The following is a 15,178-nucleotide window of genomic DNA, read 5'->3' on the forward strand; positions in this document are numbered from 1 at the left end:
GTGTGCGGTCGGCGCGGAATGGCTTTCGGGCCGGGGTGCGGTGGGGTGCGCGAGGACGGCGCGCCAGCGCCGCCCGCAGCGCGGGTCCCCATCGCGGGGCCCTGGCCCTGGCGGCGGCGGAGCCGCCGTTCTTCACTCGAAGTAGCAACGAAACTCGGGGGCTCCGCTGCGGGTCGGTCGAAGACTCAGGCTGAGGCGCCACTGTCCGAGGTTCCGATGCAGGAGACGCCCTCCTCAGCCGAGGTCTCGCCATCGGAAGCGGCAGACATCGGCATCCAGTTGGCTCCCGCGCCCGATGGCACCTACAACGTCCTGTCCACCTTCACCGACCGACAGGGTCGAAGCATGCTGATTCGACGGGGTTGGTCAGGCGGCCTCGGCAGTGGCTTCGGATACACCAAAGTGACGACCTACCACAATCTCAGTCTCCGAGCTGTGCAGGCCGTCTCGCGCAATTACTTCAGCGCCGTGACTTCGGGCACGAAGCGCACGTACAGCGCAACAGTGAACTACGTAACGTGCTACTACCGCTTGGGAGTTCGTTACTGCAAGATCAACACGTCTATTGTTGTAGTCATGCCGGTGGACTTCCGGTATCTCAGTGACGGGAAGTCGTTCGGCGTCGTCACCGCCTACTGTTCCGGCTATTACCCGCGATGCCCTGACTGGGTCAAGAACGCGGCCAACGCTTAACGGCGGCTGCGCACCAACCCCAGAGGCCGAAAGGATCTAACCGTTGGGACGCGTGCTCCGAATCGAGGAGCTTCGGGTGGGGGCACCAGTCCGGTGGACTGGTGCCCCCACAGATCGCGACATCCTCGACGAGAGGCGTCGTCGGCAAGGGAGGCGGCTGGAGTATGGGCACCCCGGCCGGCTTACCAGCATCGCCATGCCTCATGTACAAATCGATTGGCTCGGCCTGGAGGCGGAACCGATCTCGTTTGGAGTCGGGTTTGGGCCAGACTCGGCGGGGCGATACTTTCGCCTCGAACTGCTCTCCGAGGAGGAGTGGAGCAGGCTTGTGGGAGAACCGCACTGGCAGGGCGTCATTGCCCAAGAGAAGTTGCTTCAGGGCCTGACGGGCTGACCTCACTGGTCGCTGGTGATATCAGCGGGGAAGTCAGACCGGCTCAGTGCGCGTGAGCGGCCTACCTGTTGGTTGTCGGGCAAATGATGCCGTGTCGGTGCTAGCAGGCACTCTGGCGGGTATGGGGAATCGCGCACGACGAGCCCGGCTTGCCCAGCAGGCCCGGGCTGTGCCACTGGTGGCGGGCTGCGGGTGTGGATGCACCGAGATGGGCCGGGTGGTGTTCGAGGTGACCTGCGGGGACTGCGCCCGTACTTGGTCTGGTGACCTGGTGATGCCGACGAACGGGGTCGTGGGGGACCTGCGTGAGGTGTTCGCGTCCTGCACCTGCGGCGGGGAGGCGGCGGGGGCGGGGCGGATTGTCGAGCTGCTGACCTGAAGGCCGTTGCGGGCTCCGCCGGTATGGGTTTGGCAAAGACTCGGGCGCTGGTGGCGTTCTCGGTGGAGTTCTGTCGGTGGGGGGTGCAAGCCTGCTGGTGCGGACAATTCCATACAAGACAGCCAAGAACTCACACACCAAACTCACGGCGTATGCCTGGGGGTCGGCTCCCCACCCTTGGCCCCGATGTGGTCGCACCCAACTGATGGCCGTTCACAGACACCCAAAGACCTGAACTGACAAAGACTCTGGTCCGCGCTCATGGCTGGTCCATGTCTGTGGCTCGGCGTCTGTGGCGACCCAGGTGCTGGTGAGTCCCATCCACGGTTGACGCTTCCCGGTTCTCCTACGGCTGGGTGCGTCGCGCGGCTGGTCGCCCTGGTCCGCGTGGCGCACCCTCAGCCAGGAGTGGTGGCAGGTGGGAACCGACAGCACGGTGCGCGCCCGGTGGGTGGCGTCGCTGTATCCCGACGCCGGTGAGGCCGGCGGGTCGTTGCAGTACCCAGTACGTCGACGGCCTTCGTTCGGCCCGGGCGACCCCGAACGGGCCAAAGCCGAGGCGGGGCGGCGGGCGCGGACGAAGGTGCGCCGGTACTGCGCCGCGAACCGGCTCAACCGGCTCGGCACCCTGACCTACGCAGGGAAGGGGTGCCACGACCCGAAGCAGGCCCGGGCGGATGCGGGGGAGTTCTTCCGCGCGCTACGAGCGGAGTTGGGCGGGGAGGCGTTGCCGTACCTGTGGGTGCCGGAATGGCACCCGGGCGGTCACGGGTTGCACCTGCACTTCGCCGTCGGCCGGTACATCAAACGCTCCGCGATCGAGCGCGCGTGGGGGCGAGGGTTCGTCCACATCAAGCTGCTCGGTGACCTGCCGACCGGGTCCGGCCGGCTTGAGGAGGCGCGCCTGGCCGCGCGGTACCTGGGCAAGTACGTCACCAAGGACGCCGACCAAGGCTGGGAAGGGCTGCACCGGTACGAGGTCGCCCAAGGCTTTCAACCGGCCCGGGTGTCCATCATCGCCAGCACCGGCCGGGACACCATCGCCCAGCTCGCCGAGCAGATGGCACGACCACCGGACTACGTCTGGTGGTCTTCGGAAACCCAGGACTGGCAAGGACCACCAGCGGTGTGGGTGTCATGGGCCGCTTGAGCGAAGCTGAAGTCCGTGCCTGGCTGGAGACGAGCTGTCGCGAGCAGGGCGTGGATGTCGTTATCCACGACAGTTCCGCGCTAGGTCAGATCGCCATCTTGCTCGGTCGTGAGGGGGACTGCTCAAAACCGCCAGACCGGCTGGACGCGAGCAGGGTCGAACCTGTTGTATCCGCGTCGTCCGGGCCCAACGACGGCGTGGTCGAGGACTGTGGCGATGATCGCTTGCTGGCGGGTGAGCGGGAGGCTGGCCCACTCTCGGCTTAGCGTGTCGCCCCGACCAACCAGCTGGTGCAGCATCCGGCTGGACGTGTCAGCCGTTAACTGTCGGCGGCTGGCTTCCAGACGCGCGAGCACTGGCGCTCTGGCCGCAAGCCATTCGGTCGTAGAGATGACGCGTCGTCCCTTGAGCTCAGCCAACTCCTCGAGCTCGGCCTGGGCCTCTGCCGCCTCTTGCTCCCAGACTGCGTCGCCTGTCAGGCTTTGGCCGCTGAGGGCTGCTGCCATCTGGGGCGAATCCAGGCGCATCAGGACTGCCCTCGCGATGAGTTCTTCGACGCCCTCGGCGTTGACGAAGGTCTTGCCGCATCCTGTGAACCCGGGCCCGCTGTTGCAGACGTATCGGCGCGTGCCGGACTCGGTTGGTCGACCCAGCATTCGGCCTTGGCATGCGTGGCATCGGAGGAGGCCTGAGAGGACGTAGCGTCGTGGAGCGCGCCGGAACTTGCGTGCCGGGTCGTCCAGGATGGCTCGTATGCGCGCCGTCTGTTCGGGCGTGATGATGGCGGGCCACATAGCGGGACAGACGATCTCGCCCTTGTACTCGCGTTGGCCGCTGATCCGCGCGGATCGCAGCACTCGACGAAGGGTGGACGGTTTCCACTGTCCGTCTGTTGTCGTTGGGATGTTGTTGGCCTGCAGCCACTTGACGAGCGAGCCGATGGATTCTCCTGCCAGGAAGCGCGCCGCGAGAGAGCGGAGCATGCTCGCCTCGCTCTCCCGGATGGTCATGAAGTCGGGCTCGAAGCCGTAGGCGCGGCTCCCGCCGCCGCTTGCCTTGCCTGCCTTGGCGATCTCCTGGTGCTTGCGACGCTGCCGAGCCGACTTGTGTTCGCTCTCGTACCTCGCGGCGCTGCCCAACATTCGCGCCACCATTCGTCCCGACGGTGTACCCAGGTCGATTTCTCCTGACTGGACGGTGACGACCTGAAGGTCGTTCTCCTCGCACACGCTGATGAAGTCCTCGAGCTCGACCGGGGATCGGTGCAGTCGGTCACTGTGCCAAGCGACGACCGCGTCGAATTCGTTCGCCTGCGCGCTCCTCAACAATGCCCGGTATCCGGGTCGCGGCTTGCCCGAGTACGCGGAAAGGTCGTTATCCGTGAAGACCTGAGCCACGTCCCAACCGCGGGCCGCGACGAGGGCGCGACAGTCGGCCTCTTGTCGAGCGACACCCAACCCGGCCCCGCCCCGGTCGTCACTGATCCGGCAGTAGATGGCTGCCTTCGTGGTCATGGGTACATTAATGCACACTTGGGCACCACGGCGTGCTGTTCCTCGACGAGGCCCCCGAGTTCAAGGTCGGTGCGCTGCAGGCGCTGCGGCAGCCGCTCGAGTCAGGGCACGTCGTCGTGGCCAGGGCCCGGTCCGCCGTCCGGTTCCCCGCTCGGTTCCAGCTCGTCATGGCAGCGAACCCCTGCCCCTGCGGGCTCGGCTTCGGCAAGGGGGTCGGCTGCTCCTGCTCGCCCAAGGCCAAGCGCGGCTACCTCGCACGCCTGTCCGGGCCGCTGCTCGACCGGGTCGACCTGCAGGTCCAGGTACCCGCCATCACCCGGTCCTCGATGGTGACCGGTGGTGGAGAGCCCAGTGCCGCCGTGGCCGAGCGCGTCGCCGGGGCCCGGGCGGCCCAGGCCGAGAGGTGGGCCGCGACGCCGTGGCGCCTCAACAGCCACGTCCCCGGGGCGCGGCTGCGCCGGACGCCGTGGCGCCTGCCCGGCTCGGCCACCGTCGACATCGACCGCGCACTGGACCGAGGCGGCCTCACCCTGCGCGGGTACGACCGGGTCCTGCGGGTCGGCTGGACGATGGCCGACCTCGCCGGCCGCTCCAGCCCGGGGCGGGACGACCTCGGCCAGGCCCTGACCTTCCGCAGCCAGGGTGCGGTGGCCGCATGAGCAGGCAGCCGGACCCCGAGGACCCCGTCCACGGTGCCACCCCGCCCAGTCGGCGATCGGTGCCCGCGTCGGTCCGCCCCACCTCGGACCGCGCGTCGCGGTCCGACGTCTCGCCGGCCGAGGTGCGCCGCGACCTGGAGCGCGTCCTGGGGCAGGTCGACGACGAGCGCACCGCCCGCGTCGCCTGGGCTCGCCTGTCCGAGCCGGAGGACCCTGTGGTCGCCCAGCTCGTGGCGGGCGTCGGTGCCCTCGGCGCCCTGCACGGCCTGGACCCGGAGGGCGAGCTGGCGCGCCGGCTCCACCCACGGCTCGGCGAGCTGGACCTGTCGTGCGAGCCGCGCATCCTGGCGGCCCTTTCCGCGCGGGTCGTCGTACCGGGCGACGAGGAGTGGCCCACCGGCGTCGAGGCCCTCGTCCCTCCTCTGTGCCTGTGGGTGCGCGGGCCGGCGCACCTCGCAACCGTCGGCGAGCGGAGCGTGGCCCTCGTGGGCGCCCGTGCAGCGACCGGGTACGGGATGCACATGGCCCGCGAGCTCGGGGCTGGCCTGGCCGAGCGCGGCTTCGCCGTGGTGTCCGGTGCGGCTTACGGCATCGACGCGGCGGCCCACGAGGGGGCGCTCGTCGCCGGCGGGACGACGGTCGCGGTGCTGGCCGGCGGCATCGACCGCGCCTACCCGGCCGGCCACGCCGGGCTGCTCGACCGCATCGGCCGCAGCGGTGCGGTGGTGAGCGAGGTGCCCCCGGGGAGCGCGCCCACACGCTGGCGGTTCCTCAGCCGCAACCGGCTCATCGCGACGCTCGCGCGCGGCACGGTCGTCGTGGAGGCCGGCCTCCGGTCGGGATCCGGAAACACCGCCCGGCACGCGCGCGAGGCCAACCGGGTCGTCGGCGCCGTGCCGGGGCCGGTGACCTCCGCGGCGTCGGCCGGGTGCCACGTCCTCATCCGTGACGGTGCCGAGCTCGTGACCGACGTCGGCGAGGTGGTCGAGCTCGCGGGCCGCGTCGGCGAGCTGGCCCCGGTGAAGCGGGCTGCCGTCGACCCGGTCGACCTGCTCGACCCGGTGCACCGGCGGGCCCTCGACGCGCTGCCGCACCGCGGTGCGCTGGGGGTCGAGGCGCTCGCGACCCGCGCCGGGCTCAGTGCGGCGCAGGCGCTCGCTGCGCTCGGCGTGCTGGAGCTCGAGGGGTTGTGCCAGCGGCAGCGCGGGGGGTGGCGCAAGACGCCGACGAGCGCTCGCGAGTAGGTGGACCTGCGCGGTGCGGCGGCTTGTCCCGGGACGGCGGTCCTGCGACGGTGGGCCGGTGGACGGGCAGAGCGCCGAGGCGGTGACAGCGTACGAGCGGCACCTGCGCAGCGAGCGGGGGCGGTCCGAGCACACGATCCGCGCCTACCTCGGCGACCTGCGCCACCTGTTGGAGTTCCTCGAGGACGACTGCGGTGTCACGTCCCTGGGCGAGGTCCGGCTGGCGGACCTGCGTTCCTGGCTCGCGCGCCAGGCGCAGTCCGGCGCGGCGCGGTCGACCGTGGCGAGGCGGGCGGCCTCGGCGCGAGGTTTCCTCGGGTGGGCGAGGCGCACCGGCCGCATCCCGGCGGACCCGTCCCTGCGACTGGCCTCGCCGTCCCGCAGCTCGCGGCTGCCCGAGGTCCTGAAGCCGGCCCAGGCCACGGCCCTGCTCGACGTCGCCGCCGTGGCCAGCGACGACGAGGACCCCATGCACCTGCGCAACCGTGCTGCCCTGGAGCTGTTGTACGCGAGCGGCATCCGCGTCGGCGAGCTCACGGCCCTTGACGTCGACGACGTCGACCTCGCGGCAGGTGTCGCGCGTGTCATGGGCAAGGGCGAAAAGGAGCGCACCGTGCCCTTCGGGGGTCCCGCACGAGAAGCCGTCGAGGCCTGGCTGGTCCGCGGACGGCCCCAGGTGGCGACGCCCGCGAGCGGACCCGCCCTGCTGCTGGGCCGTCGCGGCAGACGGGCCGACCCCAGGCAGGTCCGCGGAGCACTCCACGAGCTGCTGCGCCACGTCCCGGACGCCCCGGACCTCGGGCCACACGGATTGCGGCACAGCGCGGCCACCCACCTGCTCGAGGGCGGCGCGGACCTGCGCCTGGTCCAGGAGCTGCTCGGCCACGCCTCGCTCGCCACGACGCAGATCTACACGCACGTCTCGGTCGACCGGCTCAAGCAGTCCTACCGCCAGGCCCACCCGCGCGCCTGAGTGGGACTGGCGCCCGGCAGAGCCCGCGCGGCGTGTGGGCGTGGCGCGGAACCGTCCCCGCCACGCCGGGGCCAGAATGGCGCCGGACCGTGCGGCGGAGGGCGTCGCGCACCGGGACGAGGGAGGGGTGACCCGGCGTGGGTGACCGGCCGCACCATCCCGCTCCCCCCGGAGCGACAGGCGTGGCCCGAGTCGTCGTGTCCGGCTCCGCCGCACCCTCGCCTGCACGCTCCTCCTCGTGGTGCTCGCCTCGGTGACCGCGCATCTCGTGGGGCGCGACGAGCCGGAGCTGCCCACTGCTGCGCCGTCCTCCCCGGCCAGCAGCACGAAGACTCGCGCGACCACGCCGGCACCCCCCGTGGCCCCCGGCAACGACGACGGCGAGCCCAGCGCCCAGGCCACCGCCGGCGCACCGGACGGGGTCCCGCAGGACGGGACGGGGACGATCCGCGTGGTGGCCGTGCCGGCCGCCTCGAACGACGTCGCCGGTCGAACGGTGCGCTACACCGTCGAGACCCGCACGGTGCAGTCGGTGCTGCTCGACCCACGCGGCTGGCAGAAGGTCGACGGCATCCGGTTCGTCAACGTCACGCCCGCCCAGGCTGCTGGGCGCTCGGCGACGACAGCTACGGCAGCGACGTCGCCGGGTACCGGGTGTACCAGGTGAACCACGAGGTCGGGCACGGGCTGGGCCGCCAGCACCGCAGCTGCCCGGTCAGGGGCGAGCGCGCACCGGTGATGGTCCAGCAGACGCTCTCGCTCGGCGGCTGCGCGCCCTGGCCCTACCCGACGGGCGCCTGAGCCACTCCGCGGCTGCCGGAGGCGGCTCAGGGACCGGCGCGCCAGAGGGGCAGCAGCCGGACCCGCACGGGACCGAGCAGCGTCATGGGGTCGAGGTACTCGCGGCCCCGGAGCGCCCCCAGGTGCAGGCACGCGCTGGGGGAGCAGTGCGAACCCGCGACCACGAGCGTCCCGAGGGCCTGTCCCGCGGTGACGCTGTCGCCCGAGCGCACCGAGGCGTCCACCGGCTCGTAGGTCGACCGCAGGCCGTCCGGGTGGGTGACCGTCACGGTCGGCCGACCGGCGATGACGCCCACGTGGGTGACCGTGCCCGCCGCCACGGCTCGGACCGGCTGCCCGCTCGCGGACGCCAGGTCCACCCCGCGGTGGCCGGCACCCCACGTCGACCGTGGCGCGGCGTAGGGACGAGCCACCTGGGGTCGTGGGGTCAACGGCCACTGCCACCGCCCCCGCGGAGCGGCAGCGACGAGCCCGTCCTGCCGTGTCTCGGCCCCCGCACGCCCGAGACCTGCAGCCCCGCCTCCACGACCGCCGGCGGACCGGTACCGCTCCGGCTCGGGCCGGGCGGCGTGCACCAGCGGACCGGACCCGACGGCGTGCACCCCTGGACCGGGCGCGACCGTCGACGCTGACCCGGGTGGGGTCGGAGAGGGTGAGGCTGTCGACCCGACCCCGGTCAGGGCGGCCCCGGCCACGAGGACGGAGGCGACGGCCGGGACGACGCTGCTGGCGGTGCTCATCGGGCCAGCGTGGCCCGTGACGTGCGACGACCCCACCGGCGTCAACCGCACCTGTGGACGGGCTCCTCCCGGAGACGACCCTGTGGACCAGGGCGGACCGGTCAGTCGGTGGAGCTGCGCAGCCCGCCCAGCCGGGCGACCGCGTCCTGCAGCACCTCGTCGCGCTTGCAGAACGCGAACCGCACCAGCGTGCGCGCCGCGTCGACGTCGTCGTGGAACACCGACACCGGCACGCCTACGACCCCCGCCCGGCCGGGCAGCTCGCGGCAGAACTCCAGGGCGTCCACCGCCCCGAGCGGCGCCGCGTCGGCCACGACGAAATAGGTCCCCGCCGGCACGGACACCTCCAAACCGGCCCCGCGCAGCCCGGCAACGAGCAGGTCGCGCTTGGCCTGCAGCGACGAGGCCAGCCCGGCATACACGTGATCGCCGAGGCCGAGTGCCACGGCGACGGCGGGCTGGAACGGTCCCGAGCCGACGAACGTGAGGAACTGCTTCACCGCCCGCACGGCCGCCACCGCCTCGGCCGGGCCGCTCACCCAGCCCACCTTCCAGCCGGTCGCCGAGAACGTCTTGCCGGCCGAGGAGATCGTGAGCGTCCGGTCCCACATGCCCGGCAGCGACGCCACCGGTACGTGCTCGCCCCCGTCGAACACGAGGTGCTCGTAGACCTCGTCGGTGACGACCCACGCGTCGTGCTCGCGCGCGAGGGCGCAGACGAGCTCGAGCTCGTTACGGCTGAACACCTTGCCGGTCGGGTTGTGGGGCGTGTTGAGCAGGACCAGCCGTGTCCGTGGCGAGAACGCCGCCCGCAGCGACCCCTCGTCGACGGCGAAGTCGGGGAAGCGCAGCACCGACGTCCGCCGCACCGCTCCCGCCAGGGCAATCGAGGCGGCATACGAGTCGTAGTAGGGCTCGAACGTCACGACCTCGTCACCCGGCTCGCACAGGGCGAGGATCGTCGCGGCGATCGCTTCCGTCGCACCGACGGTGACGAGCACCTCGCGGCGCGGGTCGAGACCGATGCCGTAGAAGCGTTCCTGGTGGGCAGCAACGGCGTCGAGCAGCTCGGGCACCCCCGGTCCGGGCGGGTACTGGTTGCGCCCGGCGTCGATCGCGGCCTTGGCGGCGTCGAGCATCACGCGTGGGCCGTCGGTGTCGGGGAACCCCTGGCCGAGGTTGACCGCGCCGTGCTCGGTCGCCAGGGCTGTCATCTCCGCGAAGATCGTCGAGCCGAACCCCTGCATGCGCGCCACCAGCGGACCACCCATCTGCGCAGGCTAGCCGCGCAGCCCTCTGGCCGCGCTGCACACGGCCGCGTTGCGCATGGCCCGGCCGCGTTGCGCACGGCCGCGTTGCGCATGGCCCGGCCGTGTCGCGCCTGGTCGCGTCGGACACGGCCGGTCGCATCGGACGCGGCCGGCGGCTGCCGGTTCCCGCCGCGGCGCGGCCGTGCCAGCATGAGGTGTGCGCGAGGCGGCGATCGCGCCGGTCCCGCTGGACCGGCTCGGCGCGTTGCTCGACCCCCAGCGGGCACGACGGCTTGCGGGGGCGGCCGACCGCGCCCGGTCCGTGTTCGCCGGCCACACGCTCTGGAACGTCAACGCCACGGCGACCGGCGGCGGCGTCGCGGAGATGCTCCTCGCCCTGCTGGCGTACAGCCGCGGCGCCGGGGTCGACGCCCGGTGGCTGGTCCTCGACGGTGACCCCGAGTTCTTCACGATCACCAAGCGCCTGCACAACGTCCTGCACGGCAGCCCGGGTGACGGCGGTCCCCTCGGCCCGGCCGAGGCGGCCCACTACCGGAACTCGCTCTCCCACAACGCCGAGAGCCTGCGTGCCCTCGTGCGTCCCGGCGACTTCGTCCTGCTCCACGACCCCCAGACCGCCGGGCTCGTGCCCGCCGCGCGCCAGGCCGGGGCGGGTTGCGTGGTCTGGCGCTGCCACATCGGCAGGGACGAGCAGGACGACCTGACCCGCAGCGGCTGGGAGTTCCTGCGCCCGCACCTGCGTGACGTCGACGCGCTCGTCTTCTCCCGGCGGCAGTACGCGCCCGACTGGGTGCCTGTCGAGCGCCTCGCCGTGATCCCGCCCTCGCTCGACCCCTTCACCGCCAAGAACGCCGAGCTGTCGCCGGCCGACGTCGACGCGGCACTGCGCCGGGCCGCGCTGGTGCTCGCGCCGAAGGACCACGGCTCGCTGCGGTTCCGCCGCCGTGACGGCTCGTGGGGGACGGTGCGCCAGCACCGCGGCCTGACCCTCGACACGGGGCCGGTCGACGCGGAGTCGCGGCTCGTGCTCCAGGTCAGCCGCTGGGACCACCTCAAGGACATGGGCGGGGTGATGCGCGCCTTCACCGACCACCTCGCCGACTTCCCGCGCGACGCCCACCTCGTCCTCGCCGGGCCCGACGTCACCGGGGTGGGGGACGACCCCGAGGGGGCGCAGGTGCTCGCGGAGTGCCGGGCGCAGTGGGCCTGCCTGCCCGCCGAGGGACGCCGACGGACCCATCTCGTGTGCCTGGCCATGGACGACGTCGACGAGAACGCGCACCTCGTCAACGCCCTCCAGCGCCGGGCCGCCGTCGTCGTCCAGAAGAGCCTCGTCGAGGGCTTCGGGCTCACCGTGACCGAGCCGATGTGGAAGGCGCGACCGGTCGTTGCGTCGGCGGTCGGAGGCATCAACGACCAGGTCGTGCACGGCCAGAGCGGCCTTCTGGTCCGCGACCCGACCGACCTCGACGCCTTCGCGGCAGCGGTGCAGGACCTCCTCGTCGACGAGGAGTACGCGAGACGGCTGGGCACCGGCGCGCGGGAGCGGGTGCGCGACCTGTTCCTCGGGGACCGCCACCTCGTGCAGTACGTCGAGCTGTTCGAACGGCTCTGACCCGTCGGGCTCCGGGCCCCGTACGCTTCGCGCCATGCCCGTCGAGCGCCGTCCCTCCGCGATCGCGGGACGCGGGCTCTTCACGACGCAGCCGCTCCCGACGGGGACGGTCGTCGAGGTGGAGGCCGCGCTGCTCAACCACTCGTGCGACCCCACCCTCGCGTGGGCCGGCGCCCGCCTGGTGGCCTTCCGCGACGTCGCGGAGGGGGAGGAGCTCACCGTCGACTACGCGACGAGCACCACCGACCCCGACCTGCTCGTGCGGTGCCACTGCGAGACCTACCGGTGCCGCCAGATGGTCACCGGCGAGGACTGGCGTATCCCCGAGCTCCAGCGCAGGTATGCCGGCCACCTCGCCACCGAGGTCCAGGCTGCCGTCGACGCCGAGGCCGGTCCGGGGAGCCAGGCCACTCGGCGGGGGAGCTAGGCCGCCTCGGCGTGGGCGATGTGGTCGAGCTGGCGCCAGACCACGACCAGCGTGATGCCTGCCCCGCCGAAGGCGAACCAGAACGGAGCCGCCGCCCCGAAGCGGTCCGCGATCTGGCCCCCGAGGAACTGCCCCACGAGCAGCCCCACGATGAGGCCGACCCAGTAGACGCTGCCGACCCGCCCCTGGTACTCGTCCGGCGTCGCGCGCTGCCGGACCGCCGACGACAGCGACCCCCACACGAACGCGTACCCGCCGAAGACGACCATGATCGCCATCGCCACCCACGGCACCGTCGTCAGGGCGAGCGCCAGGTGGGTCAGCACCTCCAGGGACAGGCAGATTCGCATGAGCCGGGCGAGCGGGACCCTCCGCTCGAGCCGGTCGTAGAGCAGCACCGACGTCACGCCGCCGACGGCCGAGCAGGTCGTCAGCAGGCCGAACCCGACGGCGCCCACGTGCAGCCGCTCCTGTGCCCAGTAGACGAGCACGCCCCAGGGGGCGCCCCACGTGATGTTGAAGATGAAGATCACCAGGGTGAGCGTGCGGATCGGGGCGTTCCCCGCGATCCAGCGCAGCCCGTCGAGGATGTCGTGGCCGATGTGCTGCTCCGGGCGGGCGGTGTCCTCCCGACCGGGCAGCCGCACCTTGGCGAAGAGTGCGGCCGCCAGCAGCAGCGCGGCCCCCTGCACCCCGAACGGCACCGCCGACCCGAGCGCGAACAGGCTCGCCCCGACCGCCGGCCCCACGAACTGGTTGGCCACGAGGAACCCGGACATCTGCCTGGCGTTGCCGATCCCGAGGTCGTCCTTGGGCACGATCATCGGCAGCACCGCCCGCCACCCGGTGTCGGCGAACAGCTCGGCCACCCCCACGGCGAACAGCGTCCCGAGCAGCAGCCCGATCGACACCGTTTCGGCGACGATGGTGGCCACCAGCACGGCGAGCACGGCGACGCGCACGAGGTTCGCAGCGAGCACGAGCCGACGGCGGTCCACCCGGTCGGCGACGGCACCGGCATACAGGCCGAAGAGCAGCGTGGGCACGTTCTGGACCATCGCGGCCGCAGCGATGAGGGTGGGGTCGCGGGTGAGGGAGGCGACGAGCAGGGGACCGGCCGCGAGGGCGATCCCGTCGCCGAGCTGGCCCACCCACGAGGAGGCGAGGTTCCACCGGAACGCCGTCCCCATCCGCGAGGGGACCGCCCACTCCGTGGCACGGTCGAGCAGGCGGGGCAGGGGCGGTCACAAGGACGCGACCCTACCCGCGGGGGCGCTGGCCGGGCACGCGATTTCCGGGTGGGGGCGCGCAGGCCGTACGATGGACACACGACCGGTGTGAGCCGGTCGAATTCGCGCGTCTTCCCACCTGTGACGAGGTCTCCTCCGAACAGGGGCGCACCACGGCAGTCCGGCGAGCATGCCGGCGGGGTGCGTGCAGGCGCCAGGCAGGTGGCCGTCCCGGCCGCCGACGCAACTGACAACGACACAAGGGAGAACACGGCATGGCCGTCGTCACCATGCGCCAGCTCCTCGAGAGCGGCGTCCACTTCGGGCACCAGACCCGTCGCTGGAACCCGAAGATGAAGCGCTTCATCATGACCGAGCGCAACGGCATCTACATCATCGACCTGCAGCAGTCGCTGACGTACATCAACAACGCGTACGAGTTCGTCCGCGAGACCGTCGCGCACGGTGGCTCGATCCTGTTCGTCGGCACCAAGAAGCAGGCGCAGGAGCCCATCGCCGAGCAGGCGACCCGCGTCGGCATGCCGTACGTCAACCACCGCTGGCTCGGTGGCATGCTCACCAACTTCCAGACGATCTCCAAGCGGCTGACCCGCCTCAAGGAGCTCGAGGAGATCAACTTCGACGACGTGGCCGGCTCGGGCCGCACGAAGAAGGAGCTCCTCATCCTCAAGCGGGAGAAGGACAAGCTCGAGAAGACCCTCGGCGGCATCCGCGACATGGCCAAGGTCCCCTCGGCCGTGTGGATCGTGGACACCAAGAAGGAGCACCTGGCCGTCGACGAGGCCCGCAAGCTCGGCCTGCCGGTCATCGCGATCCTCGACACCAACTGCGACCCCGACGAGGTCGACTACAAGATCCCCGGCAACGACGACGCCATCCGCTCGGTCACCCTGCTGACCCGCGTGATCGCCGACGCCGTCGCCGACGGGCTCATCGCCCGCAGCCAGGGCGGCAAGTCCGCCGCTGCCGGCGAGGGCGACGGCAACGTGGGCGGCGACGAGCCGCTGGCCGAGTGGGAGCGTGAGCTGCTCGGCGGCGACGCCGCCCAGGCCGCGGAGACGGTCGCGCCGGAGGCCGGCGAGACCGCCGCTGCCGACGCGCCCGAGGCCGCTGCCGCCGAGGCCCCCGCGGCCGACGCGGACTCCGCCAACGCCTGAGCCCCCACCTGTCCGCAGCGAACGAAAAGAGCTGAGCACACCCATGGCGAACTACACCGCCGCTGACATCAAGGCCCTGCGCGAGTCCACCGGCGCCGGCATGCTCGACGTCAAGAAGGCGCTCGACGAGGCCGACGGCGACCGCGACAAGGCCACCGAGATCCTGCGCGTCAAGGGCCTCAAGGGCGTCACCAAGCGCGAGGGCCGCACCACCTCCAACGGCCTGGTCAACGCCAGGGCCGAGGGCGGCACCGGCACCCTCGTCGAGGTCCTCTGCGAGACCGACTTCGTCGCCAAGGGCGAGAAGTTCATCGCCCTCGCCGACCAGGTGCTCACCCAGGCCGTCGCCTCCGGTGCGGCCGACGCCGACGCCCTGCTCAAGAGCACCCTCGAGGACGGCTCGACCGTCCAGGACCTGCTTGACGGCGCCAACGCCACCATCGGCGAGAAGATCGAGGTCAAGCGCGTTGCCCGCGTCGAGGCCCCGGTCGTCGTGTCCTACCTGCACAAGACCAGCCCCGACCTGCCAGCGCAGATCGGCGTCCTGGTCGGTGGCGAGGGTGACGAGGCCGTCATCCGCGACGTCGCGATGCACATCGCGGCGTTCAGCCCCACCGTGCTGACCCGTGACGAGGTCCCGGCCGAGACGGTCGAGAACGAGCGTCGCGTCGCCGAGGCCACCGCCAAGGAGGAGGGCAAGCCCGAGGCCGCCCTCCCGAAGATCGTCGAGGGTCGCGTCAACGGCTTCTTCAAGGAGAACGTCCTGCTCGAGCAGGCCTTCGCCAAGGACGCCAAGAAGACCGTCGCCAAGGTGCTCGAGGAGGCCGGCGCGTCCGTGTCGTCCTTCGCGCGCTACCGCGTCGGCAACAACTGACGCCCTCCAAGCGACACCCCAGCGGGGCCCCTCACCG

Annotated in this window: 15 protein-coding genes and 1 pseudogene; 12 read left to right on the top strand and 4 right to left on the bottom strand. The window is 71.9% G+C overall.

The features are described from left to right. Positions 1–216: 216 nt before the first annotated feature. Both ACFUC1_RS17385 and ACFUC1_RS17390 read left to right on the top strand, forming a co-directional pair. Positions 217–693: a hypothetical protein gene (locus ACFUC1_RS17385; RefSeq protein ID WP_379122037.1), complete on the top strand. Its 477-nt coding sequence runs from the start codon at positions 217–219 to the stop codon at positions 691–693. A gap of 1,191 nt (positions 694–1,884) precedes the next feature. Beyond that, complete coding sequence (locus ACFUC1_RS17390) at positions 1,885–2,616, top strand: hypothetical protein (protein WP_379122039.1); 732 nt, start codon at positions 1,885–1,887, stop codon at positions 2,614–2,616. Positions 2,617–2,738: 122 nt separating this feature from the next. On the opposite strand, the gene ACFUC1_RS17395 is transcribed toward ACFUC1_RS17390, so the two are convergent. After that, entirely contained in the window at positions 2,739–4,130 is a 1,392-nt protein-coding gene (locus ACFUC1_RS17395; RefSeq protein WP_379122041.1) for a recombinase family protein, read from the bottom strand. A 26-nt stretch (positions 4,131–4,156) separates the two neighbouring features. Between ACFUC1_RS17395 and ACFUC1_RS17400 the strand changes: the two are divergent. The 6 genes and pseudogenes from ACFUC1_RS17400 to ACFUC1_RS17425 form a co-directional block, all read left to right on the top strand. Beyond that, positions 4,157–4,441: pseudogene (locus tag ACFUC1_RS17400) on the top strand (ATP-binding protein); the annotation flags it as partial. Positions 4,442–4,456: 15 nt separating this feature from the next. Further along, positions 4,457–4,789 (top strand): hypothetical protein, encoded by a 333-nt coding sequence (locus ACFUC1_RS17405; RefSeq protein ID WP_379122061.1) that lies wholly within the window; start codon positions 4,457–4,459, stop codon positions 4,787–4,789. Continuing rightward, positions 4,786–6,033 (top strand): DNA-processing protein DprA, encoded by a 1,248-nt coding sequence (gene dprA / locus ACFUC1_RS17410; RefSeq protein ID WP_379122043.1) that lies wholly within the window; start codon positions 4,786–4,788, stop codon positions 6,031–6,033. The genes ACFUC1_RS17405 and dprA overlap by 4 nt, the downstream gene beginning before the upstream one ends. Positions 6,034–6,091: 58 nt before the next feature. Next, positions 6,092–7,006, top strand: a complete 915-nt coding sequence (locus ACFUC1_RS17415) for a tyrosine recombinase XerC (RefSeq protein WP_379122045.1) — start codon at positions 6,092–6,094, stop codon at positions 7,004–7,006. Positions 7,007–7,244: 238 nt separating this feature from the next. Then, on the top strand, positions 7,245–7,673 hold the full coding sequence (locus ACFUC1_RS17420; RefSeq protein ID WP_379122047.1) for a hypothetical protein: 429 nt from the start codon (positions 7,245–7,247) through the stop codon (positions 7,671–7,673). After that, a complete protein-coding gene (locus tag ACFUC1_RS17425) occupies positions 7,670–7,807 on the top strand; it encodes a DUF3152 domain-containing protein (RefSeq protein ID WP_379122048.1) in 138 nt (45 codons plus the stop codon). Before ACFUC1_RS17420 ends, ACFUC1_RS17425 begins: the two co-directional genes overlap by 4 nt. A gap of 26 nt (positions 7,808–7,833) precedes the next feature. On the opposite strand, the gene ACFUC1_RS17430 is transcribed toward ACFUC1_RS17425, so the two are convergent. Beyond that, positions 7,834–8,547, bottom strand: a complete 714-nt coding sequence (locus ACFUC1_RS17430) for a murein hydrolase activator EnvC family protein (protein WP_379122050.1) — start codon at positions 8,545–8,547, stop codon at positions 7,834–7,836. A 101-nt stretch (positions 8,548–8,648) separates the two neighbouring features. Then, on the bottom strand, positions 8,649–9,818 hold the full coding sequence (locus ACFUC1_RS17435) for a pyridoxal phosphate-dependent aminotransferase (RefSeq protein ID WP_379122051.1): 1,170 nt from the start codon (positions 9,816–9,818) through the stop codon (positions 8,649–8,651). A 196-nt stretch (positions 9,819–10,014) separates the two neighbouring features. On the opposite strand from ACFUC1_RS17435, the gene ACFUC1_RS17440 reads away from it, so the two are divergent. Both ACFUC1_RS17440 and ACFUC1_RS17445 read left to right on the top strand, forming a co-directional pair. Beyond that, a complete protein-coding gene (locus ACFUC1_RS17440) occupies positions 10,015–11,433 on the top strand; it encodes a glycosyltransferase (protein WP_379122053.1) in 1,419 nt (472 codons plus the stop codon). A 34-nt stretch (positions 11,434–11,467) separates the two neighbouring features. Further along, positions 11,468–11,860 carry an SET domain-containing protein-lysine N-methyltransferase gene (locus tag ACFUC1_RS17445; protein ID WP_379122055.1) on the top strand — a complete coding sequence of 131 codons (393 nt, stop codon included), beginning with the start codon at positions 11,468–11,470 and terminating at the stop codon, positions 11,858–11,860. On the opposite strand, the gene ACFUC1_RS17450 is transcribed toward ACFUC1_RS17445, so the two are convergent. Then, a complete protein-coding gene (locus ACFUC1_RS17450) occupies positions 11,857–13,050 on the bottom strand; it encodes an MFS transporter (RefSeq protein WP_379122057.1) in 1,194 nt (397 codons plus the stop codon). The two genes, ACFUC1_RS17445 and ACFUC1_RS17450, sit on opposite strands and share 4 nt — an antisense overlap. 314 nt (positions 13,051–13,364) lie before the next feature. Here ACFUC1_RS17450 and rpsB point away from each other — a divergent pair, with 314 nt between their 5' ends. After that, the gene (rpsB, locus tag ACFUC1_RS17455) at positions 13,365–14,267 is read left to right on the top strand and encodes a 30S ribosomal protein S2 (RefSeq protein WP_316007845.1); all 903 of its coding nucleotides are present in this window, start codon (positions 13,365–13,367) and stop codon (positions 14,265–14,267) included. A 43-nt stretch (positions 14,268–14,310) separates the two neighbouring features. Beyond that, the gene (gene tsf / locus ACFUC1_RS17460; protein ID WP_379122060.1) at positions 14,311–15,141 is read left to right on the top strand and encodes a translation elongation factor Ts; all 831 of its coding nucleotides are present in this window, start codon (positions 14,311–14,313) and stop codon (positions 15,139–15,141) included. The last annotated feature ends 37 nt before the right edge of the window (positions 15,142–15,178 follow it).

This window comes from Pedococcus sp. NPDC057267, assembly GCF_042668795.1.
Classification (GTDB): Bacteria; Actinomycetota; Actinomycetes; order Actinomycetales; family Dermatophilaceae; genus Pedococcus.